This is a genomic window from Ensifer sp. 22521 (assembly GCF_052044795.1).
Lineage (GTDB): Bacteria > Pseudomonadota > Alphaproteobacteria > Rhizobiales > Rhizobiaceae > Ensifer.
The window spans coordinates 48,593-71,767 of record NZ_JBQENM010000032.1 but is presented as its reverse complement, the minus strand read 5'-3'; the positions used below and the strand labels follow the sequence as shown (position 1 = coordinate 71,767).

Sequence of the window (23,175 nt, the reverse complement as noted above, 5' to 3'; positions counted from 1 at the left end):
TTGAGCTGACAGGCTGGCGAAATCACGCAGCTGTGCCCTCCTGCTTGCATGCATTCGGCCAGCGCGAACTCCTCCTCGGTCGCTCGCACCAGCGCGCCAACAGCGATCTCCTCCGATGCCCTCGCGAGCCGGATGCCGCCCGCACGCCCGCGCGTCGTTTCGACGATTCCGAGGTCGCGCAAAGTCTGCGCCACCTTAAGGAGGTGGTTGCGTGAAAGCCCATAGGCTTGCGCCACGTCATTGACCGTGCATGTGCCGTTCCGTCGCGTCGCGGCGAAGATCAGCATGCGCAGGGCATAGTCGGTGTGGAGTGTCATTCGCATCGTCGCAGTGAATTCCATAAAGTGGTATTTTGTGGGCCACTTTACTGTGCTTGGTCGACGAGTGGAAGGGCGATTTAGTCGTCTGCCAGGAAGAGCCGCTGCGCAACCAATATTGATAGGAGGGGAGGGATGTTTGCGGCCTTCAACGGCTTTTCTATTCGGTCAAATTTCACTCTTTGCGATTGGTCTTTGCGTACGGGGTCCCGCTTTCTAACTTAATGAGTCATGGCGATGCGACCATTTGCGCATTGGTCAACTTTTCAATTGGCTGAAGCGTCGACGTTTTTCATCCGGTTGCCAAGGTGAATGGACAGGATCAGAAGGTTCTCTCTGGCAGCTTGTCGAGACACTGCCGACGATGACCGACTGTGCAGCGCCGAATGGCGAACCCGTCTACCGAAGCCAGCAGCTTCGCGAGTTTCTCGGCTACAATCTCGAAGAACTGGACGGCGGTGGAAAGTCACGACTGGACGGTACGCTCGGCGCCGGGGTCCACCCGCACGACCTGGCGGGGGCCAAGGAAAGATATGCCCATAGCCTTGCCACCGGGGAGCCGTACGGTCGCAAGCACCGGCTGGGGCGCTTTGATGGCGAGTATCGGTGGATCGAGACGCGAGCAGTCGCGATGCGCGACGAAAGAGCCACAATCGTCCAATGGAACGTCATCTGCCCGGACATCGGCGGGGAGGTCCCGACGCATGCGGCGCTGGCTTGAGGCGGATCCTAGAGCGAGCAAAAAAATCGGCCGAGCGCATCATGGCGGTTTTCGACAAATACACGCTCGCCGATCTCGTGGGCAAGCGTTAGGCGCTCGGCGAGCTTTTGGGCTTCGGGGGCATTCGTCACGGTGAAATTCGGCGATTGTTGATCGCCGGGCCTCAAAAGTAAGAGCGAGCCGATAGGGCGGTGAAGCGTGACACCAATGCAGCCGACCGTTCGGGAAAAGCTGGCGAGCTTTGCGACCTCGTCGCCCGCCGGCTTTCTCTTAGCGCCAGCCTAGAGCTGCGAAAGCGCCTTGTCGACCCGTTCCCGGGCCTTCTTCGGCAGTTTCCCGGATTTGACCGCATCGAGATTGGCTGGAGCGTCACCAACTACGACAACGGCGACCATTCCCATCGCTAGATGCGGCGTGCATTTGATCACATACGCGCCTGGCACCGTGAAGGTCTGTTTCAAAGTGTCGTTGATCTTGCTTTTGAAGGCTTCGGCCCCTTCGGGGATCAATCCCTTCATCGTTTCAGCGTTATGACCCTTGTCGGTGGGAACAAAAGTGATCGTGTCACCTGGCTGTACCTTCGTCAGCACAGGCTCGAATACCATCACCCCGTCAGGGCCCTTGTTCATCATATGAACCTCGAAGTCCGCAGCCGCAGCCGGAACTGCGATCACTGCAAACATCGTTGCCCCAGCCAGATTTTTCAGAAGGTGCATGGTCAAGTACTCCGTTGACGTTGGTAAATTGCGCTATGGAAAATGCGAGGACTGGCGTTTTGCGACCTCAGGCTCGCGTTTCGAATCGGCGATGGCCGCCGTCCGCCCGGACAAGATCAACCAGTACGTCTGATCTGCGGTCTATCGTCGATCGGATACTGGTCTCATGCATCAAGCTGAATGCCGTCGACAGAGCATCGGCGGTGGTCGCATCATCGGCGATGACGGTGACGCGCCTGTACAATGCAGCAGTGTCTCCGGTGCGCGGATCAAGGATATGGCTGAAACGCTGTGCCTCGTCGAAGTGGAAACCTATGCCACTGGAGGTCGCGACAGCCTTGTCGATCACGTCGAGAACGACGTCGGGTTCGTCGTCCTGTTGCTCCGCAAGGCCGATTCTCCACGGCGTTCCATCCATCCTCGAGCCGATAGCGCGATTTTCTCCCATGTCCACAAGACTGCTGGTTACCCCGGCGTCTCGCAGCAAGTCCACGATCCTGTCCGTGATGTAGCCTTGGGCGATGCCATTCAAGGTCAGTGCCATCTTCGGTCGGGTCAGGACGATGCGATCCCGATCGAACCTGATCCATCCGAAGCCAACCGCATCGAGCGTGTCCCTGATCGTTTCGGCTGATGGGCCGGAGGGGTCCGCCTCGGGCAGCGTGAAGTAGTCTCGGTATAGCGACCATAGTGGCTGTACAGTGGGATCGAACGCGCGGTCACTCATGTTCCAAAATTCTTGGCAGGAGCCAAGCAGGGCCACAAGGTCTTGCGGGGGCGCGACCAGAGCGCCGACCCTGTTCAACTCGGAAAGCGCGGTATCGTCACGATAGAGGCTGAACACGCGTTCCAGCCTTGTGACCTCGGCGACGGCTGCGTCGATCAATCGTTCGGCGCGCGCGCGGTCTTCGTGATTGAGGATCAGTGTCGCTGGCGCGCCGAGTGCCTGTCCCTTCCAGGTGACGGCGCTTGATGCCGCCTTCGCGGCAGTCAGGAGGGGCAAGCCGGCCGCTGCGGCGAAAATCGCGATGGCGCGGCGTCGAGTGTATCCTTTAGCCATGGTCGCGCCCTTCCACCTTTTCCTCGGCGTCGATGGGGCTGGTGGTCGTGGGTTCGACACCGCCTGCGCCCAGCACGTAGTCCTGCGGGACCTGGCCGAACGAGACGACGCGCCCGCCGTTCTCGGTGGAAAACTGCCGTGCCCCCTCCTCAGTGGAGAATGGCACAGCCTCTTCCGCCCCCATGCCGCCACGCAAGGAACTGCCGATGACGTAGAAAGCCTTGCGGGCGTCAATCCAGTTGTTTTCTCCGGGCTTCTCCCAGCTCGGTGCCTTGCTCATGTCGGAGACATAAATCGCCGCGATGTCCTTCGGCTCCTCCGGCAGCATGGTGAACGCCAAAGCGTCGCGAGCGGACGAAAACCAGATGGGTTCGGGAACTTGCGCGTCGAGAATGATCTGCCCCTTCGGCCCTGGGTGTTCGAGTACGTTCATTCCGCAGTATCTGCCTATCGCCTCGGACGTCAGCGCGTACGGTGCGGGCGGAGGAGCGTCTTGCTCTTTCTTGCAGTTTGCGAGCAGAAAAGCCGACAGGAGTGCTGCGGCCACCAAAGCGCGCCTCATAGCTCCCTCCTCGAAAATACCGCCGCGGCCAGCGCAAGCGGCACTGCGGTCCACGCAGCGAGCGCGCCGACCATCAATACGGCATTAAGCCCGGAATGCTCTGCGACGCCGCCCAGACCCGAAAGGGCGCTCGCCTCTCCCGAGCCGAGGTTCAGCATCCGGTAGGTGTCGGTCGGGTTGAATAGCAAAACCGCATCCAGTAGGCCTGACGGGATAGCATGCCCTCCCGCCGCGACCAGTGCCCCGAGCAAGGCCATGTCGTATATCAGGACAAAAAGCAGCCAGGTGCCGATAGCTATCCCGCCCGCCGTGCTCCGCTCGCTGACGATCGCACTGGCGAGGTATCCGATCGCGACGAATACCGCGCCCAAGAGCACCGACGATCCGATCATGTTGAGGAACGCCCACCAGCTGGCAGCGTCGATGTCGGCCCCCGTGATCGCGAGTGCCAGCGCGGCGGCACCATAGCCGCAGAGCGTCGCAAAGGAGAGGATGGCAATATGGCCGAGGAATTTGCCGAGAATGACCTGATTGCGTCCGATCGGATAGCTTAAAAGCAGCAGCATCGTTCCGCGCTCCATCTCGCCAACGATCGCGTCGTGCGAGAGTAGGAGCGCGATCAACGGCACGAGAAAGATGGTCAGGCTGGAAAGGCTGACGATGACCACGTCGAGCTGGTTGACCCCGACGTTGCCTGTTGGCGCGCTCCCCAGCGCGGTGAGGGTGAGCGCCAATGCCGCAAGGAGAAGGGTAGCCCCGAGCACCCATCGATTGCGCAAGCCTTCTCGGATTTCCTTGCGGGCGATGATAAGGATGTTCTTCATTCGACCACCTTCCGTCCGCCAAGAAAATGGGCATAGAGATCGTCCAATGTCGGCTCGACGAGTTGCAGTCCGGCAACCTCCGTGGGGTCCGCCGTGACTGCCCGAAGGAGCGAGACTTTGTCTTCCACCGCCACCTCGGTCTCGACGGTGTCGACGCCTGTGATCCTCCACGCGCCTGCGTTCCAGCTGGCTGTCGATTTACCGTTGGCAAGTTTGACACTCACGCGCGTGGGCAGGTGAGCCAAACCTCGCAAAGTGTCCAGCGATCCATCGGCGACCTTCACGCCTTCGTTGACGATCACCACGCGATCGGCACGGCCCTCGAGTTCTGTCAATGCGTGCGACGAAAGAAGGATCGTGGTTCCGGCCGAGCGCAGTCCGTCCAGGATGTCGTAGAACTGTCGACGAAGAGCTGGATCGAGACCGCTCGTAGGTTCGTCCAGAAGCAGGACCCGCGGATGGCCAAGCAGCGCTTGCGCCAGTCCCAGTCTCTGCCGCATGCCCTTTGAATAGGTCCGAACCGGACGGTCAGCCGCAGCCGGAGCTAGACCAACCCGCTCCAGAAGCGCAGGCACCGAGGAGACCTCGACGCGCTTGAGGCGCGCGTAGAAGGCAAGCGTTTCCCGTCCCGTCAGGGCCATATGGAAAGACACGCTCTCAGGCAGATAGCCGAGTCGCCTGCGAACCTCGAAATCGCCCTTAGCCGGGTCCTCGCCAAGAACAAGCACGGTGCCGGTCGAAGGGCGGATCAGTCCAAGCATGAGTTTGATCAGTGTCGTCTTACCGGCTCCGTTGTGGCCGACGAGCGCGACGGTCTCCCCTTTGTTGAGCTCGAACGTAACATCCTTGACCGCCACGACGCTGCCATAACGCTTTCCGATCCCTGATATCGCTACCGTCGCGGTACTCATTGCGCCGGCCCCCCTCGGGTGGGGGGTGCCATTAGGGGATGGCTGTCAACGACACCACCTGGCAGCAGGGCCGGAAATTGAGCCTGAGCCCAGCGGATGACCTGGACTGCGGGACTGGTGGCCAGCACCTTAGCCTGGGGAGCTGTCCACATCACTTTGTCCATGACATCGTTTGGACGGTAGGCGTTGTCGCCGAGCCCGTCGCCATCGAGATCGAAGGCCGGATTGTCGCTCCAGTAATTGCCGCGGCCGTCCACCGACCAATCGAGATACCGAGTTCCTACATATTTGACCTGATTGCGGTTGTTGATGAAGGCGTTTCCGCTTATCGAATTGCCCTCCGAGCCGGCTGTGAAGTGAACGCCAATCGAGCACCCGTCGAACCTGTTGCCCTTCAGGCGGTTCTTGTTGGCGTTGTAAATGAAGACGCACTTCTCCGGGCCTAATCGCTCGCCCAAGGGGCTTGCGTCCGGGTTCACCGAGCTGTCATCGGAAGGCATTTTGTCAGCGGGGTCGCGGTTCCCGGCCGTTGTCCATCGGCTCTGGGGCTGCATCCGCCCAATGACGGTGTTCCCCTCTATTTGCGATCCGTTGGCGAAATTCAGCACGAGGCCATGATCGCGGTCGCCGTCAGACACGTTGCCAACGACTTTCAGCTTGTTGGAGAACATAAGCGCATAGCCGACAGCGTTTCCTATCGACGTGTTGCCGCTGATCTCGCTGTTGTTGGTGTACATGTAATGGATCGCGAAACGCACGTCGTGGAACTTATTGCCACTGAACACATTGCGTTTGCTCGCGATGGTGAAGATGCCATCGCGGCCGAAGCTGACGTCGTTATCCACGATCTTGGCACCCGGCGCGTTCCACACTGCAATCCCGTTGCCCAATTCGCTCATGTGGCCCTTCTTCAGGCCGATGACTGTGTTGTTGCGGATCAAGGAATCGGCGGCCCCGTGGACGTAGATGCCGTAGAGATTCCCGATGACCCTGTTGAGTTCGATAAGCGCGCCTTTTGCGTTCTCGGTGGCGAACACGCCCGAGTCCATGCCTTCGAGGTTCGTGCCCGAACCGCCAATTTCAAGGCCACGGAGTGTTACGCCAGGTGCGTCAATGGTGACGACGGTGCCTTTCCCGTTGCCCATGATCGCAGCGCCAGATTGCCCTTCCAGCGTCAGGGAATTGGCGATCTTCACGGGACCCTTGTGCTTGCCGGGCAGCAGGGTGATGCGGTCCCCTGGCGATGCTGCCTCGATGATCGCTGCCAGGTTGTCGGCAAACGTGACTGTCCGCTCAGCGGCCCCGGCGGGGATGGCGACGGCGACCCAGATGGCCACCATCGCTATGATCCTCACGCGCATCATCACACCGACTTCGGTTCGACCATCATGCGGCCTTTCATTTCCATGTGCATCGCATGGCAGAACCATGTGCAATAGTACCAGTAGACCCCGGGCTTGGAGGCCTTGAAGGTCACCGACGCCGTCGCCAGCGGCCCGATCTCCATGTTGATGCCGTAGTTGACGATGCAAAAGCCGTGCGTCAGATCCTCGACCTCGTCGATGTTGGTGACGTAGACGGTCACCTCGTCGCCCTGCTTGACGGTGAACGACTCAAGCCCGAAGGCGGGAGCCGCGGACGTCATGTAAACGCGCACCTTGTCGCCATCGCGCTTGATTTCGGAATCCACCATGAGGTCGATGTTGTCCTTTTTGGCCTGCGCGACGGCGTCTGCGAAGAAGGGGTCCTCGCGGTTCCACACGTGCACCGGATTGATCTTGGACGCATGCACGATCGTCGCGTCGTGGGGCTCGGCGAAGGTCGGGTTGTCGTGGACCAACACCATTTCATCGCCTGAGATGTCGATCAGCTGGTCGCTCTCCGGCTTCAGTGGGCCGGCGTTGAGGTAGCGGTCCTTCGAGAATTTGTTGAGCGAGATAAGCCACTTGCCGTCGGCCTCCTTGGTCTGGCCCATCGAGGAGTGGTTGTGTCCCGGCTGGTAGTGGACATCCAGCTTCTGTCGGATCGGATTGACTTTCTCGCCTTTGAATGCCCGAATGGCGTCCTCGATGTTCCACTTGCACACCTGGCTGTCGAGGAACAGCGTGGTGTAGGCGTTCCCTCTCCCATCGTAGGCCGTGTGCAATGGCCCAAGCCCAAGTTCAGTTTCGGCGACGACGGTGTCGCGCGGCTCGATCTTGTCGTCGAATAGGTCGTCGAACTTGCGCACGTCGAACACCGTGACGGTCGGTGAAAGCTTGCCGTTGGCTACGAAGTGGATGCCGTCCGGGGCCGTGTTTATACCGTGGGGACTGTTCGGGACCGGAATGTAGCGGGTGTACTTCGAGCCGTGGGAGCCATCGATGACGGGAACGCCGCCGATTTCTTTATAGTCACCGTTGGCGACCGCTTCTTCGATGCGTTTGAGGTTGAACACGACGACCCAGTCCAAGTCCTTGCTCATCATCTGCTCGAGAGTTACTCCCTCCTCCGAATTGTAGCAGGTCGAATAGCAGTACTTGCCCTGGTAATCCGCATCGACGTTGTCGAGGTTGCCATCGACCATGACCTGCCAGGCGACTTTCATTGTCTCACCGTCGACTGCGGTGAAGATGGATTGGTACTGCTTTGGATCGTCCAGGACCTTGCCGTCGTTGGGGATCGGCACACCGTCTTCTCCATTGCAGAACACGTAGCCTGTCTTGGGGAACTTCTGGACGCGCAGCCCGTGCACGGTATGCTGGTTTGGAAGCTCGATGACCTTGTCGCACTTCATGACATCAAGCCGGATACGGCAGACCCGCGTGTTGGACTTGTCGTTGGCGAAGAGATAGCGGCCGTCGTAGGTGCCGTCCGTGAAGGACGGGTGTGGGTGGTGAAGGTCACCGTTCTGGTAGACACCGCCGCGGTCTTTGAGAAACTCCACTGTCTCCGGCCGCATGTTTTCCGTGAGGACCTTCAGGCTCTCGTTCGTTTGCCCCCATCCTGTGGCGCTGCAACGGTTGAACACCGGAATGCGCATGATTTCGCGCATCGACGGAACGCCGACGATGCGGACTTCGCCCGACTGGCCGCTCGAAAAGAAAGTGTAGTATTCGTCCAGCTCGCCGGGGCGGACCTCCCATTTCGACGGTTCCTGGGCCATCGCTTGAGACGCCCCGCCTGAAAGGCCCAACGCACCGCTAGCCGTCGCTGCTCCCGCGGCCGCAGCCACGGCAGTGGTGCCCAGTAGTTGACGTCTGTTGAAAAGTGGCAGCTTGTTGTCTTCATTCGACATGATATTGCCTCCTGAGATGCGACTAGCATTTGTCGCGTGCCTATTTCGAACTGGTGACCGGCTCTCCGTTATGCGTGACGAGCGTCTTTGGCGGTTTCTTTTCTCCCCTCGATTCCGGGGTCGAAAGCGCCATGAACTTTTCGCGTTTCAGCCGCACCTGGATCATGTGCGGACAGCGCTGGTCGTCATGGTAGAGCTCCTGGCAATGCATGCAGTAGATGCACTCGTTGACGTTGATGGGACCTTCCGGATGAATCGCCTGAACCGGGCACTCCTTGGCGCAACGCTGACAGGGGGAGCCGCATTCGGACCAGCGCTTCAACCATTCGAACGTGCGCATACGGCCGGGAATGGCAAGCGCTGCCCCAAGTGGGCAGAGATAACGGCAGTAAAACCGCTCGATGAAGAGGCTGGCTGCCAAGAGTGCCAAGGCGAAGACCACGAACGGCCAGTCACGGATGAATTTAAGGATGATCGCGGTCTTGAACGGCTCGACCTCGGACAGCATTTCCGCATAGGCCATCGAATAGAACGACATACCGAAAAGCCCGAGGAAGACGATGTATTTGATTGGCCAAAGGCGCTCGTGAAGTCCCCAGGGAATGGTTACCTGAGGCACCTTCAATCGTTTGGCCACAATGCTCAGCAGTTCCTGCAACGCGCCGAACGGGCAAAGCCATCCGCAGAACGGACCGCGCCCCCAGAATAGTAGGCCGGCTGCCACTGCGGCCCAAAGGATGAATATCAACGGTGCAGCCAGGAAGAACTCCCAACTGAAATTGGTGACCAGCGCGTTCGTGAACGTGAGGACGTTAACGACCGACAGCTGTGCGTTGGCATACCAACCAAGCCAGACGAGGGTGAAAACCAGATATCCGGTACGAAGCCCGCCGAATAATCTGGGCCTTTTGACCAGCCAGTCCTGGAAGAAGAATATCGCCGTCAGGAAGAGGAGCGCTGCGACGGTGATCGCGATCTCGACGCTGTTCATGTCCCACATGCGCTTCCACAACGGCTGTTCGTCTGGCGTCAACTTCGGATCGCTCGCCTGGGGGGCCGCGACTTGCGATGTCTGGGCCGGCCCCGTCGGCACCTCCGCTTTGGTGACGGTGTAGAAGCTGGAGGGAAGCGAGTAACCGATCGTAAACGGGATAACTGATTTGTCCCGCGCGCCCGTGCTGCTGCGTTGCACGAGCAGTTCCAGCTCCCAAGGCTCGGTCACATCGAAGGCGAATTCCAGCGGCGCCACGAACAGCGCGATCTCCCTCAGGCGAGGAGCGTCCGACGGGGCGAGAGCAGCGATCCTCGTATGGTCGCGATCGCGAAACCGCAGTCCCTGTCCGTCCTGAAGCAACTCGATGCGGTCGAAAATACCGCCCCGGACGTATCCGGAGCCTTTGAAGGAGTATGCGCCGTCCCCGGCCACCAGGATCGCGGACTGGCCCGGCTTGAGCTTGCCGGCGAGACGCTGATATGCGACGTCGCCAAGGAGGGTTTTGCCGATCACGGGCACGCTCACCGGGGCGATATACAGATCGATGAAACGGTCTTTGGGGTTTGCGGTTTCCGGGTGCGAGGCCGCCTCCGAATGTCCGGCCTCTTGAAAAGCCTTCGAAACCTCGTCAACTGTCAGCCGCAGGCTCCTGACCGAGCCGTCTCCGAGGAGGGTTTGCCAGTCACTCGCTTGGTCTTTCGAAAGGTCGAGTTTTTTGACGTCCGGGGTCTGCTGAACGCCGACTGACTGGCCTCCACCCAAGCGGTTGCTCCTGATGAGGCTGACGGCCGAGCGAATGACGCTGTCGCCCATAACGAGAACCGTGACGGTCGCCCCGCTGACGATGTCGACTTCCGGCGGGCGCTCTGCTCCGGATGCGACCCTTCCAAGGTCTTTGCCGATAATCGAGTTCAAGGACGCGACGACTTTGGCCTGAGGAATCCCCACAAGCACGATCGGCTCGTGGTGTTCTATGAGCTTGAAGCCCTTGATGGTGCCGGACGGATCGATGCCAACCGCGATGTGAATGGGCTTGCCGGAATAGCCGACCGAACTTGTGAAATCGGAATTGAGGTAGACATACCCAAGCAGGTCCGCACCTCGAAAGACGGGCGCGATGGGTGGGTCGCCCACGACGTCGCCGAAGCGGTTGGCACCTTCGAAAAGCTCGCCTGGCTGGACTCTTTCAAGAAAAGTGGGAAGCTGTCCCGCCAACGCCGCGGTTCCGAACGAAAGCCCGACATACGCAACTGCAAGCACTAGCACGCTTGCAAACGAAGGCAGTCGAACTTTCTTGGAAAAGCTCATTGCGCTGGCCTTGGCGTGGGGGTCCCAAGACCAGAATGTACCGAACCGTGACCGAAGACAACTCTTCGTTGGAAAAACGTACGCGTCTCCTGCAATGGAAAGACTGAATGGAGTGTGTTGGTATGTCGTCAAAGACCTCCGATCCTTGGCAACTGGCGTCATTGGACGAGCTGTTGGCGCTCGCGGGTGCCATGGAACAGGAAGCGATAGACGGTTACGTCGCCCTCAGTCTTAGGATGAAGGACATGGGGCGCCCCGAGCTTGCGGCGGTGTTCGACGCGTTGGTCGCCGAGGAGCGGGGGCACTTGAGCAAAGTGGGTGAATGGGAGAACGCGCCTGGACACAAAACGCGCTCGGTCCCCACATATCCTCCGGAGCATTTGTTCGACGACGAGGGAGCGGGGAAAGTGGCTGCCGAGATGCTCACCGCCTACCGCGCTTTCTCGATTGCCGTTCGCAACGAGGAACGCGCGTTCGTGTTCTGGTCCTATGTTTCGGCCCATGCCAGGTCGCAGCACATTAGAGACGCGGCCGAACGTATGGCCCGCGAGGAGCTCGGTCATGTTACCACATTGAGGCGCGAGCGACGGCGTGCATTTCATCAGGAACGAGGCCAGCTACTTGCGCTCGACAAAGGCGATTTGCCGCTCCTCGAGCAGAGGTTGTCGAACCTCTTCAAATCGATGGCGGAACTATCGACGGCGGGCGGAGGCGACGACCTACTGGCTCGTTCAAATGAAGCCGACCTGAGGTCGAAATCGATGCTGGGACACCCGTTTTTGACTACTGCGCGTCCGGAGAGGGCGACACAAAAGGCCGTCGAAAGTGCGCTGCCGCTCTGTGAATTCCTGGCAGACTGCTATCTCGACATCGGAGATCGCGCGGCCAATGAGGAGGATGCTGATAGGGCCCGCGAGTTCGCCTCCCAGGTCATTCACTGTCTTCGGGCGCTTCGTCGCCTACCCTCGAATTGATCGCAAGCCATCGTACTAGTCCATCTCAGCATCTAGCCATGGCGGAGACGACGCGGTCAATTTCCTTCGGGGCGCCGAGCTGCATCAGAATGAACGTCGAGCCGATCGTGCTCCAGATTACCGCATACGGTATCGTGTTTGTTTCCGATTTGTGCGCCCAGGATCGCATAATGTATCGAGTGGAATTGACGCCTCTCATGCCACCGCCTCGAGCGACCGAAACCCGCGACCTTAGCGCGCCAATCGCACTCCCGGACCGCCGTCCGGTCCGGGACCGCTCTCAAAGAAGATGACGCCTCGATCCTCGTAGACGCGTTTAATCGCCTCAACGGTCACAGGTTGGGGTCCTCTCGGCCCCGCCTCATCTTGCTCAACGCGGCTTACTGTATTCGCCGTGACCTTGGCCAGCTCAGCGACTTCCCGGACACCGAGCTTCAGAATAGCACGCGCAGCTCGAGCTTGGGCAGGATTCACGGAGACCTCGTATTTATTTCGATACACGGTATTGACAAATACCCAGACGCTATATAGATACACTGCATCGATATCTCCTTCAACGATTCCGCGTTGTTCGCTGGGCGTAATTCGTCCTGCGCGAACGCTTGCCCTGTTAGAATGTCGGAGCGTTAAGATGGAACTTCGCCAACTCTCGTTCTTCGTTGCGGTTGCCGAGGAGCTGCACTTCAACAGGGCAGCGGCGCGGATGTGCATCGCTCAGCCGGCGTTGAGTTCGCATATTCAGGCGCTGGAGAAGGAGCTGGGTGTACGACTGCTGGAGCGATCGACGCGCAGGGTCGAGCTGACGCGGGCAGGGGAGGTGTTCTATGACCGCGCAGTCCGGATCATTGGCGATGTCGGACTATCGGCCGAGGTGGCGCGCTCGGTCGCCGGCAAGGCAGCGCGGACGATCAAGATCGGAACCGTCTATCCGGCGACGACCGGCGTGTTGCCGGCGTTTCTGGCGCGCATCGGCCGGAAGTTTCCCGATGTCGCTTTGCATGTGAGGAGCGGCTCGACCAGCGACATCATACGCTCAATCGAAAACGGCCAGATCAATCTCGGCTTCATCCGTCCGGTCGAAAACATCGGCTCGTTGCGGTTCTTCTCGATCGCGCATGAGCGCTATCTGCTGGCCGTCGAAAAGACGAGTCCTCTAGCCCTTCGAAGCGAAATCGACATCGAGGAACTACGCTCGGAAAAGATCATCGCCTTTTCCCGTCAGAACCTTTCTTACTCGGAGCGCTATTTCTCCGAGATGTTCGAGACACACGGTCTGAACGGCAACATAGCCTATAGCTGTGATGACACGTTCTCGCTGGTGTCGCTCGTTTCCGCGGGGCTTGGCGTTGGCTTTGCACCGGAGTGGACGAAGGATCTGCCGAACCGCAACTTCGAGCTCCGGCCCGTGCGCGGTGTCGATCTCAAGATTGGTCTCGGCGTTGCTTGGAACAAAGAGGATCCAACGGCGTCTCGCGACGACATTATCGACATTGCCCGGTCGCTGGCGCGGCCGGGCAGGTGAGTTAAACGGCCGAGATTGCTCGTGTCGCATCAAGAGCGAAACTTGACGCCGGCGGCAGAAGTTCTGCCGCCGGCTACCCAGCCGCTCGGGAGGTGTAACGTTACCAGCGGCCAGATTGCGAGGTATGCTCATTCAGCCGAAAGGTGCCTTTGGAACCATTCCGCGCTCTTGGGGATCAACACGTCGTCGACGGTTTGGGTCGCAGTGGCCGCATTCCAATCGTGGTCGGAATCGATCTCGACCAGATCCTCGACCCCTTCGTGATAGTCGAGCAGACTTTGACCGGCGGCCGGCTGAGGCGTTACAATCGTCTCACGCTTTCCGACGATCACTCGGAGCGGACCTGGGTATTTGCCGATGGCTCCGACCGGCGTGACAGTAGGCAATTCCTTGAAGAAGGCCGCTTTCATTTTGGTCTCGCCGCCCCAGGAGAGTTTCGCCGTCACGATTGCGTCCGGCGATTGCGCGAGCGCGCTTTGAACAGTTTCGCGACCCATGATCGTGGCGTAGGTCGAAAGCGGGTTCGTCACGGGAGCCCATAGCACGACAGCGGAGGCCTCGGGTCGTTTCGCCGCCAAGTGGCTCCCTACAAGACCGCCCTGGCTGTAACCCAAAATGCCGATCTTACTGTTATCGACTGAGCTGAGAGCCTGCAGATAGTCGAACGCAAGAACAGCATCTTGGATCTGCCCGGACAACGTAGTCTCTTCCCACTTTCCGTCGCTTTCGCCGGAGCCGTGGAAATCGATGCGTAAGCTGGCAATGCCAACCTCGGCCAATCGCTCCGCGGTGTATGCAAACAAGCCGGTTTGAGAAGATGCCATCGGGAATTCGTCCTTCTGGCCAGTGAATCCGTGGAGCATCAAGACCACCGGTGGGTTTGCGGCACCATCGGGCAAATTGAGTACTCCGACTATTCCGCGTCCGCCGTTCTCGATGCGAACTTTGTTCTCCGCTGCAAGAGCGCAGGTCGCCGCAAGCGTGGCGGTGACCGATGCAACGATGGACAACCAATTCATTCCCACTGCTCCTCTCAGAGTGATGCATTGCTTCGTCGAGCATCAAACTGAACGCGTGGCGAGACTTCGACAATTTCGCACAAGACGGCTTGGTGACGCTGATAGACGCAATTCGCGCGCACAAAGATGCGCGCTTGCGACCACAGCAGTTTGCGTCAGCTTGCGCCACGTGTTTGCAGAGTGCGAAGTTGCTCTCCATTCCTTGATTGCTAGAAGATCGCCTGCCGCAGAGGCACTAGCTCGCCGAACACCCTCCATTGTCGAGCAACCTGGTTTTTTGTTTAACTGGAACCCCAAAATGATCGGCAGCAGTTTCTCCCTACGCGCGCTTGTGAGATCGAGGCGAGTTCGCTGCGGTCTCTTCTTTTTTGCGGGTGGTATCGGCATCGGTGGCTGGGCCGCGAGCCTGCCGCTGCTTTCCGCCAAACTGAACATTGACAAGGGGGAACTCGGCGCTCTTTTGCTGTGCTTTGCTCTGGGCGCGATCGCAATGATGGTGGACATCGGGCGGGTCAGTGACCGGTTCGGCAGTAGCCATCTGCTTAGTCTCGGCGGCAGCGTAGTATTTGGCGTCTCGATCCTGACGGTCCCCTTGGTCGATGGGCTGCTCTACGTGGGTGCTCTTATCGTGGTTGCAGGCGCGGGTTTCGGGACGCTCGATGTTTCCATGAACATCGAGGCTTCAGAAATCGAGCGCGGATCGGGTCGCCACCTGATGTCGTCGTTTCATGCGATGTTCAGCATTGGCAACATCGTCGGTGCCTCCTTGGTTGGCGTAGTCGTATCCTTCGGTGGCCAGATCCACGAGTGTTTGGGAGGGGCTGGGCTCCTTGTCGTCATGACTGCGCTCATCTCTCGTCTCATCGGCCACGAGGCGAGCGGGAAAGTGATGCCGGCGGCCACAAACACAGGCCCCGCGGGAAAGCCGTCGCTCAGCAGACAACAAAGGGTACTGGTACTGACGTTTGGTGCCATCGGCTTTTTGGCCTTTCTTGCGGAGGGAGGCATTATCGACTGGTCCGCGGTATACATGGTGGGAACCTTGGGTGCCTCCGAAAGCGTCGGCGCGTATGCTTTTGCGGTGTTCTCGGCGTCAATGGCACTTGGCCGGTTGCTCGGGGATTTCGTCACGCAGCGGGTGGGGCACGTGAGCATCCTCAGAATTGGTGGGGTTGTCTGCGGATTGTCGATTCTTGCTATGCTCATCGCTCACAATGTAGTGGTTGGCATAGTGGCGCTGGCCATTTGCGGATTTGGTGTCGCCAACATGATACCGGCCGTGTTTGCATCCGCGGGGAAAATTGGCTCGCAGGCTACCGGACGGGCGATGTCGATTGTGACCACTCTTGGATACAGTGGTCTGCTCATTGGGCCTGCCTTGCTTGGATTTATTGCTCAGATTTCCAGCCTCACCATCAGTCTTGCGCTTGTGGCTCTTTCTTTTGGTGTCATCTCCGTAGGCACGGTGTACCTCAAGCGCTTGACTGCGGAGTTTCAGCCAGAGATGAAGGGCACGAAGCACTACGCCTGATGGGGCGTTTCAATGGCATGCCGCCGATGGAGTTTGGCACCAGCCTCCTCGAGCATCCGGCTCAGCAGCGCACCAATATGGGGCTAAAAGAGCGATCCTGGCACACTCTGGGCAACCTTTGCATGACGCGTGGCACTCTCCACCCTATCGTTTTTTGCCGGGTGCGCGGGGCGACGGCGCTCGAAATTAGGCTCCGGATAGGTGTGTTGGGGGTCAATCCAGGATCATTCGCTCCATCAGCGTCTTTAGGTCCCGCGCCACATTGTAGCTGTTGTCTTGATGCTGCCGATTGCAGAACAGTTCGCAGCTCCACCAGCCGCGATAGCCCGTTGCCTTCACGGCATCGACCCAACTTTGGAGGTCGAGAACTCCATTTCCCGTAGGCACGTCGCGTAGCACAGCTTCGTTTGGGAGCCCTCCAGTGTAGGGGAGGGAGTCGCAGACATGCACGCCATAAATGAGATCCTTATCCAGACGCGCAATGCGCTCTGGCGTGTCTCCGGAGGTGTACGAGTGCCAGAAATCGATGACCAAGCGGACGTTGTCCCGTCGGCAAGCCTCGATGATCCGAAGTTGGGCGTCCATTGTATTGAGCGGCGTCCAGGAGAGAGATTCCAGATAGACAATGAGCCCGTGCTCTGCCGCAATGTCAGCGACGGCGCCTAAGTTCTTCGCAGTCAGCGTGATCTGGGTATCCCTCGGCACATCGATCAGGCCACGATAGAGTGTGGGGTAGCGTTGAGCAGAGCCAGGTTCGAAGGCCCTTAGATCGAGTGGCCCAGTAATTGCTTCGATGCCCTTTGCTCCGATCGCAACCGCAAGCCTGCAGAGGTCTTCCGCCTCCCGCAGCATCTCTTCCCGACCGACTTCCTGGCGCTCAAGGTCGATGAGAAAGCCAATGCCAGGAACTTCAAGGGCTTTCAGACTTGCCTTGAGATCGTCCTGTGTGAAGCCGGATTTCAGAAATGCCGCGATTTTCGATCCCGACGTTTCGAGGCCGTCGAAGCCAACTATTTGAGCGATATCGATATCGATCGAGAGCGTGTTGAACTTCGAAGCCATGGAGTGAAATATGAGCTTGTCTCGGCTGGCCATGACTCTGGTTCCTGTTGTTGAATTGAACGGGCTATTTGGATTGGACGGGTACGGTCCGCTGGCGCTTGTTCGAGGCTTGGATCGCCTCCGCCGCCTTCAGGGCAATGACGTTGTCATCGCCTCGACAAAGCCAGTCGGAAGAGGTTCGCGTGGAGGCGAGAAACCCCTCGATCGTGGTTGCATGTAGTTCCCTTTCCCTAACGGGCACCAGTTCGTTGCGCGCGTTTGCGCGCCGCGTCAGCGTGCCCGCCCTGCCGTTCAATGTGCCCTGCGCGATCAAGGCCCCTTGATCGCCGGCCAACATGACGACGCTCTCGATTTCTGCGGTCGTGTAGCTTTCGAACGCCTGGAACATCGCTCCCTCAGACATGCGCATCGCGTATGAGATTTGCTGCCGGCTTTCGCCGTTCGGCGCCGCGGACAGCGCTGAGACTTCGACGGGCTCCTGTCCAGTCAGGAAGCGCGCCAGGTCGACGTCTTCGACAGAGACGTCGAGCAGCAGCTCCCCTTGCCGTGACATTTCCTCACTTCTTCGGTTTGGTGGGGAGTGATAAGGAGCGCCACGGACGATCAAGAGCGATTGAAGTGTCCCGATATGCCCCTCCATCATGAGGCGCCTCATCGTCTGATGGACGATTGAGGCCCGAGAAGGCTGATTTACCGCCAGCGTCACTCCTGCCGCCCTGCACCGCGCAACCAATCCGCTTGCGATTCGGCTGCTGTGGGAAATGGGAGCGTCGCAAAGGATGTGTTTCCGCGCTTCCGCGGCCGCCGATATGTAGTGCTTCCGACGATCTCTGGCGGCGCTCACGTAGGCGAAATCCACGAGCGGGTCGTTGAGCGCCCGGCTAGCTTCTGTTGACGTTTGAGGGATCCTCAGGTCTTCGGAGAAGAATTTGGCATATTCCTTGTTTCGGCTGACGACCCAACGAGCTTCATGGCCGATCGATCGGATCGCGGCCACCATGTGCTCCGTGGCTATGGTGCCAGTCCCCATCACCGACCATCCTGGTTTTCTCGAAGAGGTCACCGGCGTTTCCTTCCGTTGCTGTGCAGAGATTGGCCGGAAGAGTGCTTGTTCACAACTTCGCAAGTTGTTGAAGTCCTTCTCAAGATGAAGTATACTTCGCTTCATGTTGCTTCACTCTTTGAGGATGAGTCTGGATGGAACACTTGGGGAGAGACGCAGCGGCGCTGGCAGCAAACCTCCGCACGCTGTGCGAGCGGCATGGGTCTGTGGCTGCAGTATGCCGGAAGATTAACGTCAACCGGCAGCAATTTAACAAGTATCTGTCCGGAGCTCACATTCCTTCTGCCGCAAATCTAAGGATTATCGCTAACTATTTCGGTCTCAGCGTCCCGATTTTGTTCGCAGATCCGGATGAGTTCCGCACGCTCGTTGACGGGAATTTTTTCCATGCGATGCAGACTGCGCGGCAATTGCCTGAGTTCTCGCGATTTGTTTCCAACATGATCGTTGAGAGCAAAGCGGACCACAACGATATTGTCGGTATCTACGATCGCTACCAGTATTCCTCCATTTACAAGGGCTTTGTGCTGCGATCCGCGTTCTGTATCTATCAGAACAAAGAATTCCTGCAGCACTACTATGTAGAGAGATTTCCAAGTTTCGACGATCCAAGAAAAACAGAATACGTCTTCAAATACTATGGCTTCTGCTTTCCGGTGGCCGATCGTTTATTCACGGCCGATTTCGAGGGAATTCAGTCAAACGAATTGACGTTTGGCGTCTACGCTCAGGTTAAACGCAACGCGAAGAAGTTCATGTTTGGGATTTCGAGCGGGATTGCAGCAAATGTTTTCCGCCAGCCGTATTCTACCAAGGTTGCTCTTCATTACCGCGGTCCCGGTCTGCTGCGCCGCGAACACCTGAAGAACCTCACGGTTATGGATCGCAATGATCCCGCAATTCCGCGAGAAGCGCTTCAATATCTGGGGGATGGCTCTGATATGATCCAGATGAACTGACGCTCTCAGCGCGCCAGTTCGTTCAGTCTCGATGAATGATGATCTATGGGTGAAGCTCGATCGCGAGCCACACGCTGTCGGTGTCGGCGTAGTAGCGATGCCAGGGATACGTCCATTCGTTGTGGCCGGTCACCCGGCAGAAGGGATCGTGCGAGTATCCAATCGGCATCAGGACGTCCTCATAGATGGTCGCCTGATCGCGATGCTTGAATTTCTGCATCCGGCCAATGCCATGGATCTGCGTATGGGTCTCAAGGAACGGATGCTCGTTGTGAATGAAGCAGTCCGTATCGCCCGGCGACCACCACAGATTTAACTTCAGGGTGAACTCCTGGGGCTCCTTCGAGGTCGCGCGTTCGTTAGTGAACACGCGGGGGTCCAGCGAGACCTTTCCGATCTCATCCTGCGCAGAGATGTACAGCGGGGTATCGCGGGGAAAGCTGCGGATGCGATTTCCAAGCCAGTCCCAACCCCGGAACATGCAACCGCCAAGATTTGTAGGCTTCACGACCTTGATGAGGGCGGCGCGTTCGGCGGACTTGATCTTTCCGCCTTTCAGCCATGTCGATTTCCAGGCCGGCACGATCGTAGGGTGTTCATCGCCTGTGACCATGACCGTCGGGCTCAGGTTGACGACCACCGCATCGTGCACGTCGTAGTCAACCGCATTCTCAACGAGCTTCGCGACGATGAACTCATCTGCGAAGGCAAGGTTTCTGGTCGCGTTCTGCACGTCGGATGTCCTTCCAAGCATTTAGATTTTTTACAGGAAGCCACATCGCATTTCGTTACATAATTGCGCGCCTTTATGAATCTGTACGCGTCTTGAAGCGAACTCCGCGTCATATTGCGAAGTGCTTGGTTCCTCCGCCAAGCGTGCGATCGGTTGACAATGCTCTCTCGCTGGGCCGGCGGCCATGCAATTCGGCGATTATCGTATGAGGTTGGCTTTCCCCCCGTTGGGTATTTGATGCACTTGGAAACCACGAGTGCGTCACCCTGCGTCGGTGATTCAACTCCTGCGAACTTGAAGCTTCAGCCGTCTGGTCGAGAATAGTGCCATCGTTGGGGCGGGTGCTTACTTCCAAAAGCCCTCCCGTTGAGAAGCATAACAATCAGAGGGTCGATCAAATGAAGCTCACAGGTGGCCAGGTAGTCGCGAAAGCGCTGAAGGAATATGGTGTTGAATATGTCGCCGGTGTGCCTGGGCATGGCATTTGGTCGCTGTTCGATGCCTTTTTGCAGGAAGGCTCTGAGATCCCGTTCATCCAGGTGATGCATGAACAGAGCGCGGTGCACATGGCTGACGGCTACTATCGCGCATCGGGCAAGCCAATGGCCTGCTCAACCTCGGTTGGACCGGGTGCCGCCAATACCATCATTGGCCTGGCAACCGCCTATTGTGACTCGACGTCGCTGTTTTACGTCTCCGGCTCGCCGCAGACCTATATGCATGGCCACGGCACCATGCAGGAACTCGAACGTCAGCAAGACAACGCCTTCCCGCGCATCACCGAACAGGTAACCAAGCGCGCTTGGCAGGCCAATTCCGTAGAGGTGCTCCCGAGCATCATGCACCGCGCTTTCAGCGAGATGCTTACTGGCCGTCCCGGACCGGTTCACGTCGAAGTCCCGATGAACGTCCAGGTCGAAGCGGCCGACGTCGCCATTCATCCCCTTCAGAAGCGCTTGCCGATCGGCGTTGCCTATCCCGATCCGAAGGCGATCGAGGCTGCTGTAAAGGTCCTGCTTTCCGCCGAGCGTCCGGTCATCGTGGCCGGCGGCGGTGCGATCACTTCGGGTGCGTCCAAGGAGTTGACGCGTCTCGCCGAAAAGCTCGGGGCGGCCGTCTCCATTACCTGGAACGGGAAGGGCGCCATTTCCGAGGACCATCAGTTGTTTGTCGGTGCGGTCGGCCAGACGGGAACGACGTGCGGCAACAAGGTGACCGCCTCTGCAGATGTCGTGGTATCGGTTGGTTGCCGGTTTACCGACTGGTCTGCTTCGTCCTATGCGAAGGGTGTGTCCTTCTCGATCCCTTCAGCGAACCTGATCCACATCGACTTGGATCCGCGCGAGATTGGCAAGAACTATGAAACCGAGGTTGGCATCGTCGCGGACGCGAGGGTCGCTCTTGAGGCTATCCTCGCGCTGATTTCCGACACCGATAGCAAGAAGATGATTTCGCGCCGTGAAACGTTCTTGGCCGACGTCCAGAAGGCAAAGGCGGATTGGCGCGCCCAAGTTGAGCCGCGGGAAAACAGCCGCGAAACCCCCTTCACCTCCCAGCGGCCGCTTATGGCGCTGCGGAAGGTGCTCGACAGGGATGGTATCGTCGTGGTCGGCTCCGGTAATACGCAGGGCTCCGTCAAGCAGAGCTTCCCGGTTTACGAACCCCGCACGCACCTCACGTCGGGCTCGTACTCGCCGATGGGCTGGGCCGTGCCCGCGGCGCTCGGCGCAAAGCTCGCCTGCCCGGATCGCCAGGTCGTAGCCATCGTCGGCGACGGGGATTTCATGATGTCACTGCCGGAAATGGGCACTGCTGTCATGAACGGCATCAACGCGGTCTTCCTTGTGCTCAACAACCAAGGATACATGTCGATCCGCGGCGGGCAGCGGAAGTTCATGGGCCGCCACATCGCCTCGGAATTCAATCACCACGCTGGAAACGGCGCGCCGTACTCGGCCGATATCGCGGCTTCTGCCCGCGCATTCGGACTGGCGGCCTGGAAGGTCGAAAGGGACGAGGATCTCGAAAGCAGCCTCAAGGCAGCTCTCGAGTGCGGCGGCCCGGCGCTCGTGGAGGTAATCGTGTCTCGCGACGCAGCCGGACCGTTCGCCACCGGTTGGTGGGACTTCCCGTCGCCTGCCTACTACGAAAAGGAACAGGCTGCGTACGCAGAGATGCGTGCACGTGAGCAGCATCTGTAAGTAACTGCAAAGGGGTGCGTGCCCTAGCGCGCACCCCGCCCATTCCATCCACATCCCCTCGGATCGCGGAGCATGGTGCTTCCGCAAACGAAGAGCTATTGTCATGATACGACACATTAAAACCGCGCAAGCTTCGGTCACCGGTAGCACCGATAGCGCAGTCACCAAGACCGTAGAGGCCCTGCTTGCAAAGGTGGAGGCTGGTGGCGACAAGGCGGTGCGCGAACTCTCCGTGCAGTTCGACAAGCTCGATCGCGAGTCCTACCGCCTGACAGAGGGTGAAATTGCCAACTGCATCAATTCGCTCACAAGGCAGGAGCGCGAGGATCTCGACTTCGCGCAGGAACAGGTCCGCAAGTTCGCGGAGGCGCAGAAGGCCGCGCTGCTGGATATCGAAATTGAATCGCTCCCAGGCGTAATCCTCGGTCACAAGAACGTACCTATCCAGAACGTCGGTTGCTACGTTCCAGGCGGCAAGTACCCGCTGCTGGCATCAGCACACATGACCGTTCTCACCGCCCGCGTCGCCGGATGTGAGCGGGTGATTACCTGCGCTCCTCCGTTCCAGGGGAAGCTCGCCGAGAAGATTGTCGCAGCCCAGGCGCTCGCGGGTGCCGACGAGATCTATTGCTTGGGTGGTGTCCAGGCCATCGCGGCAATGGCCTATGGGACCGAGACCATTGCTCCCGTTGATATGCTCGCGGGGCCTGGCAATGCCTACGTCGCCGAAGCCAAGCGACTGCTCTTCGGCAAGGTTGGCATCGACCTGTTCGCCGGTCCGACGGAGACGCTTGTTATTGCCGACGACAGTGTCGACGGCGAGATAGTGGCGACAGACCTTCTCGGCCAGGCCGAGCATGGAGCCAACTCTCCAGCCGTACTCATAACCAACTCGGAAAAGCTTGCCCGTGAAACGCTGTCCGAGATCGACCGTCTCCTCAAGATTTTGCCGACCGCGGCGGTCGCTGCCAAGGCCTGGGAAGACTACGGCGAGATCATTTTCTGCGACACTCTCGAAGAGATGGTCGAGGAAGGCGATCGGGTCGCTTCCGAGCATGTTCAGGTCATGACGAGTGACCCCGACTACTTCCTGAACAACATGAAGAACTACGGCGCATTCTTCCTCGGCGCACGCACGAACGTCGCTTTCGGGGACAAGGTGATCGGTACCAACCACACCCTGCCGACCAACAGGGCCGCCCGCTACACAGGCGGCCTCTGGGTCGGGAAGTTCCTCAAGACCTGCACCTATCAGAAGATTCTCACCGACGAGGCGTCCGCCATGATCGGTGCATACGGCTCGAGGCTCTGCCTCATGGAAGGCTTCGCCGGACATGCCGAACAGGCAAACATCCGTGTTCGTCGCTACGGCGGAAAGAATGTCGGCTACGCGATGCCTGCTGACCCCAACTAATGAGTTC

General features: G+C 58.9%; 19 protein-coding genes and 1 pseudogene. 7 read left to right on the top strand and 13 right to left on the bottom strand.

Annotation, left to right across the window (positions count from 1 at the left end):
• A partial coding sequence (locus ACTJKE_RS31690; RefSeq protein WP_440693461.1) for an RrF2 family transcriptional regulator occupies positions 1 to 341 on the bottom strand: 341 nt, incomplete at its 3' end.
• A gap of 301 nt (positions 342 to 642) precedes the next feature.
• Here ACTJKE_RS31690 and ACTJKE_RS31685 point away from each other — a divergent pair.
• Positions 643 to 1,014, top strand: a pseudogene (locus ACTJKE_RS31685) (PAS domain-containing protein); the annotation flags it as partial.
• Positions 1,015 to 1,319: 305 nt separating this feature from the next.
• On the opposite strand, the gene ACTJKE_RS31680 reads toward ACTJKE_RS31685, so the two are convergent.
• The 8 genes from ACTJKE_RS31680 to ACTJKE_RS31645 all read right to left on the bottom strand — a co-directional run bounded on the left by ACTJKE_RS31680 (position 1,320) and on the right by ACTJKE_RS31645 (position 10,690).
• On the bottom strand, positions 1,320 to 1,754 hold the full coding sequence (locus ACTJKE_RS31680) for a pseudoazurin (RefSeq protein WP_058330175.1): 435 nt from the start codon (positions 1,752 to 1,754) through the stop codon (positions 1,320 to 1,322).
• Positions 1,755 to 1,821: 67 nt separating this feature from the next.
• A complete protein-coding gene (locus ACTJKE_RS31675; RefSeq protein WP_058330176.1) occupies positions 1,822 to 2,814 on the bottom strand; it encodes an FAD:protein FMN transferase in 993 nt (330 codons plus the stop codon).
• A complete protein-coding gene (locus tag ACTJKE_RS31670; protein WP_058330177.1) occupies positions 2,807 to 3,376 on the bottom strand; it encodes a nitrous oxide reductase accessory protein NosL in 570 nt (189 codons plus the stop codon). Before ACTJKE_RS31670 ends, ACTJKE_RS31675 begins: the two co-directional genes overlap by 8 nt.
• On the bottom strand, positions 3,373 to 4,200 hold the full coding sequence (locus ACTJKE_RS31665) for an ABC transporter permease (protein WP_058330178.1): 828 nt from the start codon (positions 4,198 to 4,200) through the stop codon (positions 3,373 to 3,375). Before ACTJKE_RS31665 ends, ACTJKE_RS31670 begins: the two co-directional genes overlap by 4 nt.
• Entirely contained in the window at positions 4,197 to 5,111 is a 915-nt protein-coding gene (locus tag ACTJKE_RS31660) for an ABC transporter ATP-binding protein (protein WP_058330179.1), read from the bottom strand. The genes ACTJKE_RS31665 and ACTJKE_RS31660 overlap by 4 nt, the downstream gene beginning before the upstream one ends.
• Positions 5,108 to 6,451: a nitrous oxide reductase family maturation protein NosD gene (locus ACTJKE_RS31655; RefSeq protein ID WP_440693459.1), complete on the bottom strand. Its 1,344-nt coding sequence runs from the start codon at positions 6,449 to 6,451 to the stop codon at positions 5,108 to 5,110. The genes ACTJKE_RS31660 and ACTJKE_RS31655 overlap by 4 nt, the downstream gene beginning before the upstream one ends.
• A 23-nt stretch (positions 6,452 to 6,474) precedes the next feature.
• Positions 6,475 to 8,388 carry a TAT-dependent nitrous-oxide reductase gene (gene nosZ, locus ACTJKE_RS31650; protein WP_058330181.1) on the bottom strand — a complete coding sequence of 638 codons (1,914 nt, stop codon included), beginning with the start codon at positions 8,386 to 8,388 and terminating at the stop codon, positions 6,475 to 6,477.
• A 40-nt stretch (positions 8,389 to 8,428) separates the two neighbouring features.
• Entirely contained in the window at positions 8,429 to 10,690 is a 2,262-nt protein-coding gene (locus ACTJKE_RS31645; protein WP_058330182.1) for a NosR/NirI family protein, read from the bottom strand.
• Between the two features lie 122 nt (positions 10,691 to 10,812).
• Between ACTJKE_RS31645 and ACTJKE_RS31640 the strand changes: the two genes are divergently transcribed.
• A complete protein-coding gene (locus ACTJKE_RS31640) occupies positions 10,813 to 11,664 on the top strand; it encodes a ferritin-like domain-containing protein (protein WP_440693457.1) in 852 nt (283 codons plus the stop codon).
• Between the two features lie 631 nt (positions 11,665 to 12,295).
• Positions 12,296 to 13,186, top strand: coding sequence for a LysR family transcriptional regulator (locus tag ACTJKE_RS31635; RefSeq protein WP_440638975.1), 891 nt, complete (start codon positions 12,296 to 12,298; stop codon positions 13,184 to 13,186).
• 128 nt (positions 13,187 to 13,314) lie between these two features.
• On the opposite strand, the gene ACTJKE_RS31630 is transcribed toward ACTJKE_RS31635, so the two are convergent.
• Positions 13,315 to 14,205 carry an alpha/beta hydrolase gene (locus ACTJKE_RS31630; RefSeq protein ID WP_058329016.1) on the bottom strand — a complete coding sequence of 297 codons (891 nt, stop codon included), beginning with the start codon at positions 14,203 to 14,205 and terminating at the stop codon, positions 13,315 to 13,317.
• A gap of 298 nt (positions 14,206 to 14,503) precedes the next feature.
• Here ACTJKE_RS31630 and ACTJKE_RS31625 point away from each other — a divergent pair, with 298 nt between their 5' ends.
• Positions 14,504 to 15,736 (top strand): MFS transporter, encoded by a 1,233-nt coding sequence (locus ACTJKE_RS31625; RefSeq protein WP_440693455.1) that lies wholly within the window; start codon positions 14,504 to 14,506, stop codon positions 15,734 to 15,736.
• 213 nt (positions 15,737 to 15,949) lie between these two features.
• Here the strand turns inward: ACTJKE_RS31625 and ACTJKE_RS31620 are convergent, their stop codons facing one another.
• The gene (locus ACTJKE_RS31620) at positions 15,950 to 16,831 is read right to left on the bottom strand and encodes a sugar phosphate isomerase/epimerase family protein (protein ID WP_058329015.1); all 882 of its coding nucleotides are present in this window, start codon (positions 16,829 to 16,831) and stop codon (positions 15,950 to 15,952) included.
• Between the two features lie 31 nt (positions 16,832 to 16,862).
• Entirely contained in the window at positions 16,863 to 17,861 is a 999-nt protein-coding gene (locus ACTJKE_RS31615) for a Gfo/Idh/MocA family protein (RefSeq protein ID WP_245296240.1), read from the bottom strand.
• A 134-nt stretch (positions 17,862 to 17,995) separates the two neighbouring features.
• On the opposite strand from ACTJKE_RS31615, the gene ACTJKE_RS31610 reads away from it, so the two are divergent.
• On the top strand, positions 17,996 to 18,820 hold the full coding sequence (locus ACTJKE_RS31610; RefSeq protein ID WP_058329013.1) for a helix-turn-helix domain-containing protein: 825 nt from the start codon (positions 17,996 to 17,998) through the stop codon (positions 18,818 to 18,820).
• A gap of 43 nt (positions 18,821 to 18,863) precedes the next feature.
• Here ACTJKE_RS31610 and ACTJKE_RS31605 read toward each other — a convergent pair whose 3' ends face one another.
• Complete coding sequence (locus tag ACTJKE_RS31605) at positions 18,864 to 19,553, bottom strand: hypothetical protein (protein WP_156437030.1); 690 nt, start codon at positions 19,551 to 19,553, stop codon at positions 18,864 to 18,866.
• A 398-nt stretch (positions 19,554 to 19,951) separates the two neighbouring features.
• Here ACTJKE_RS31605 and ACTJKE_RS31600 point away from each other — a divergent pair, with 398 nt between their 5' ends.
• Complete coding sequence (locus tag ACTJKE_RS31600) at positions 19,952 to 21,754, top strand: thiamine pyrophosphate-binding protein (RefSeq protein ID WP_058329011.1); 1,803 nt, start codon at positions 19,952 to 19,954, stop codon at positions 21,752 to 21,754.
• 103 nt (positions 21,755 to 21,857) lie between these two features.
• Complete coding sequence (gene hisD, locus ACTJKE_RS31595) at positions 21,858 to 23,168, top strand: histidinol dehydrogenase (RefSeq protein WP_058329010.1); 1,311 nt, start codon at positions 21,858 to 21,860, stop codon at positions 23,166 to 23,168.
• Positions 23,169 to 23,175 lie beyond the last annotated feature (7 nt).

Bases quoted from the DNA above. Each gene is read 5' to 3' on its own strand.
- ACTJKE_RS31680 (WP_058330175.1), bottom strand. From the start codon at position 1,754: ATGCACCTTCTGAAAAATCTGGCTGGGGCAACGATGTTTGCAGTGATC.
- ACTJKE_RS31675 (WP_058330176.1), bottom strand. From the start codon at position 2,814: ATGGCTAAAGGATACACTCGACGCCGCGCCATCGCGATTTTCGCCGCA.
- ACTJKE_RS31670 (WP_058330177.1), bottom strand. From the start codon at position 3,376: ATGAGGCGCGCTTTGGTGGCCGCAGCACTCCTGTCGGCTTTTCTGCTC.
- ACTJKE_RS31665 (WP_058330178.1), bottom strand. From the start codon at position 4,200: ATGAAGAACATCCTTATCATCGCCCGCAAGGAAATCCGAGAAGGCTTG.
- ACTJKE_RS31660 (WP_058330179.1), bottom strand. From the start codon at position 5,111: ATGAGTACCGCGACGGTAGCGATATCAGGGATCGGAAAGCGTTATGGC.
- ACTJKE_RS31655 (WP_440693459.1), bottom strand. From the start codon at position 6,451: ATGGTGGCCATCTGGGTCGCCGTCGCCATCCCCGCCGGGGCCGCTGAG.
- nosZ (WP_058330181.1), bottom strand. From the start codon at position 8,388: ATGTCGAATGAAGACAACAAGCTGCCACTTTTCAACAGACGTCAACTA.
- ACTJKE_RS31645 (WP_058330182.1), bottom strand. From the start codon at position 10,690: ATGAGCTTTTCCAAGAAAGTTCGACTGCCTTCGTTTGCAAGCGTGCTA.
- ACTJKE_RS31640 (WP_440693457.1), top strand. From the start codon at position 10,813: ATGTCGTCAAAGACCTCCGATCCTTGGCAACTGGCGTCATTGGACGAG.
- ACTJKE_RS31635 (WP_440638975.1), top strand. From the start codon at position 12,296: ATGGAACTTCGCCAACTCTCGTTCTTCGTTGCGGTTGCCGAGGAGCTG.
- ACTJKE_RS31630 (WP_058329016.1), bottom strand. From the start codon at position 14,205: ATGAATTGGTTGTCCATCGTTGCATCGGTCACCGCCACGCTTGCGGCG.
- ACTJKE_RS31625 (WP_440693455.1), top strand. From the start codon at position 14,504: ATGATCGGCAGCAGTTTCTCCCTACGCGCGCTTGTGAGATCGAGGCGA.
- ACTJKE_RS31620 (WP_058329015.1), bottom strand. From the start codon at position 16,831: ATGGCCAGCCGAGACAAGCTCATATTTCACTCCATGGCTTCGAAGTTC.
- ACTJKE_RS31610 (WP_058329013.1), top strand. From the start codon at position 17,996: ATGGAACACTTGGGGAGAGACGCAGCGGCGCTGGCAGCAAACCTCCGC.
- ACTJKE_RS31600 (WP_058329011.1), top strand. From the start codon at position 19,952: ATGAAGCTCACAGGTGGCCAGGTAGTCGCGAAAGCGCTGAAGGAATAT.
- hisD (WP_058329010.1), top strand. From the start codon at position 21,858: ATGATACGACACATTAAAACCGCGCAAGCTTCGGTCACCGGTAGCACC.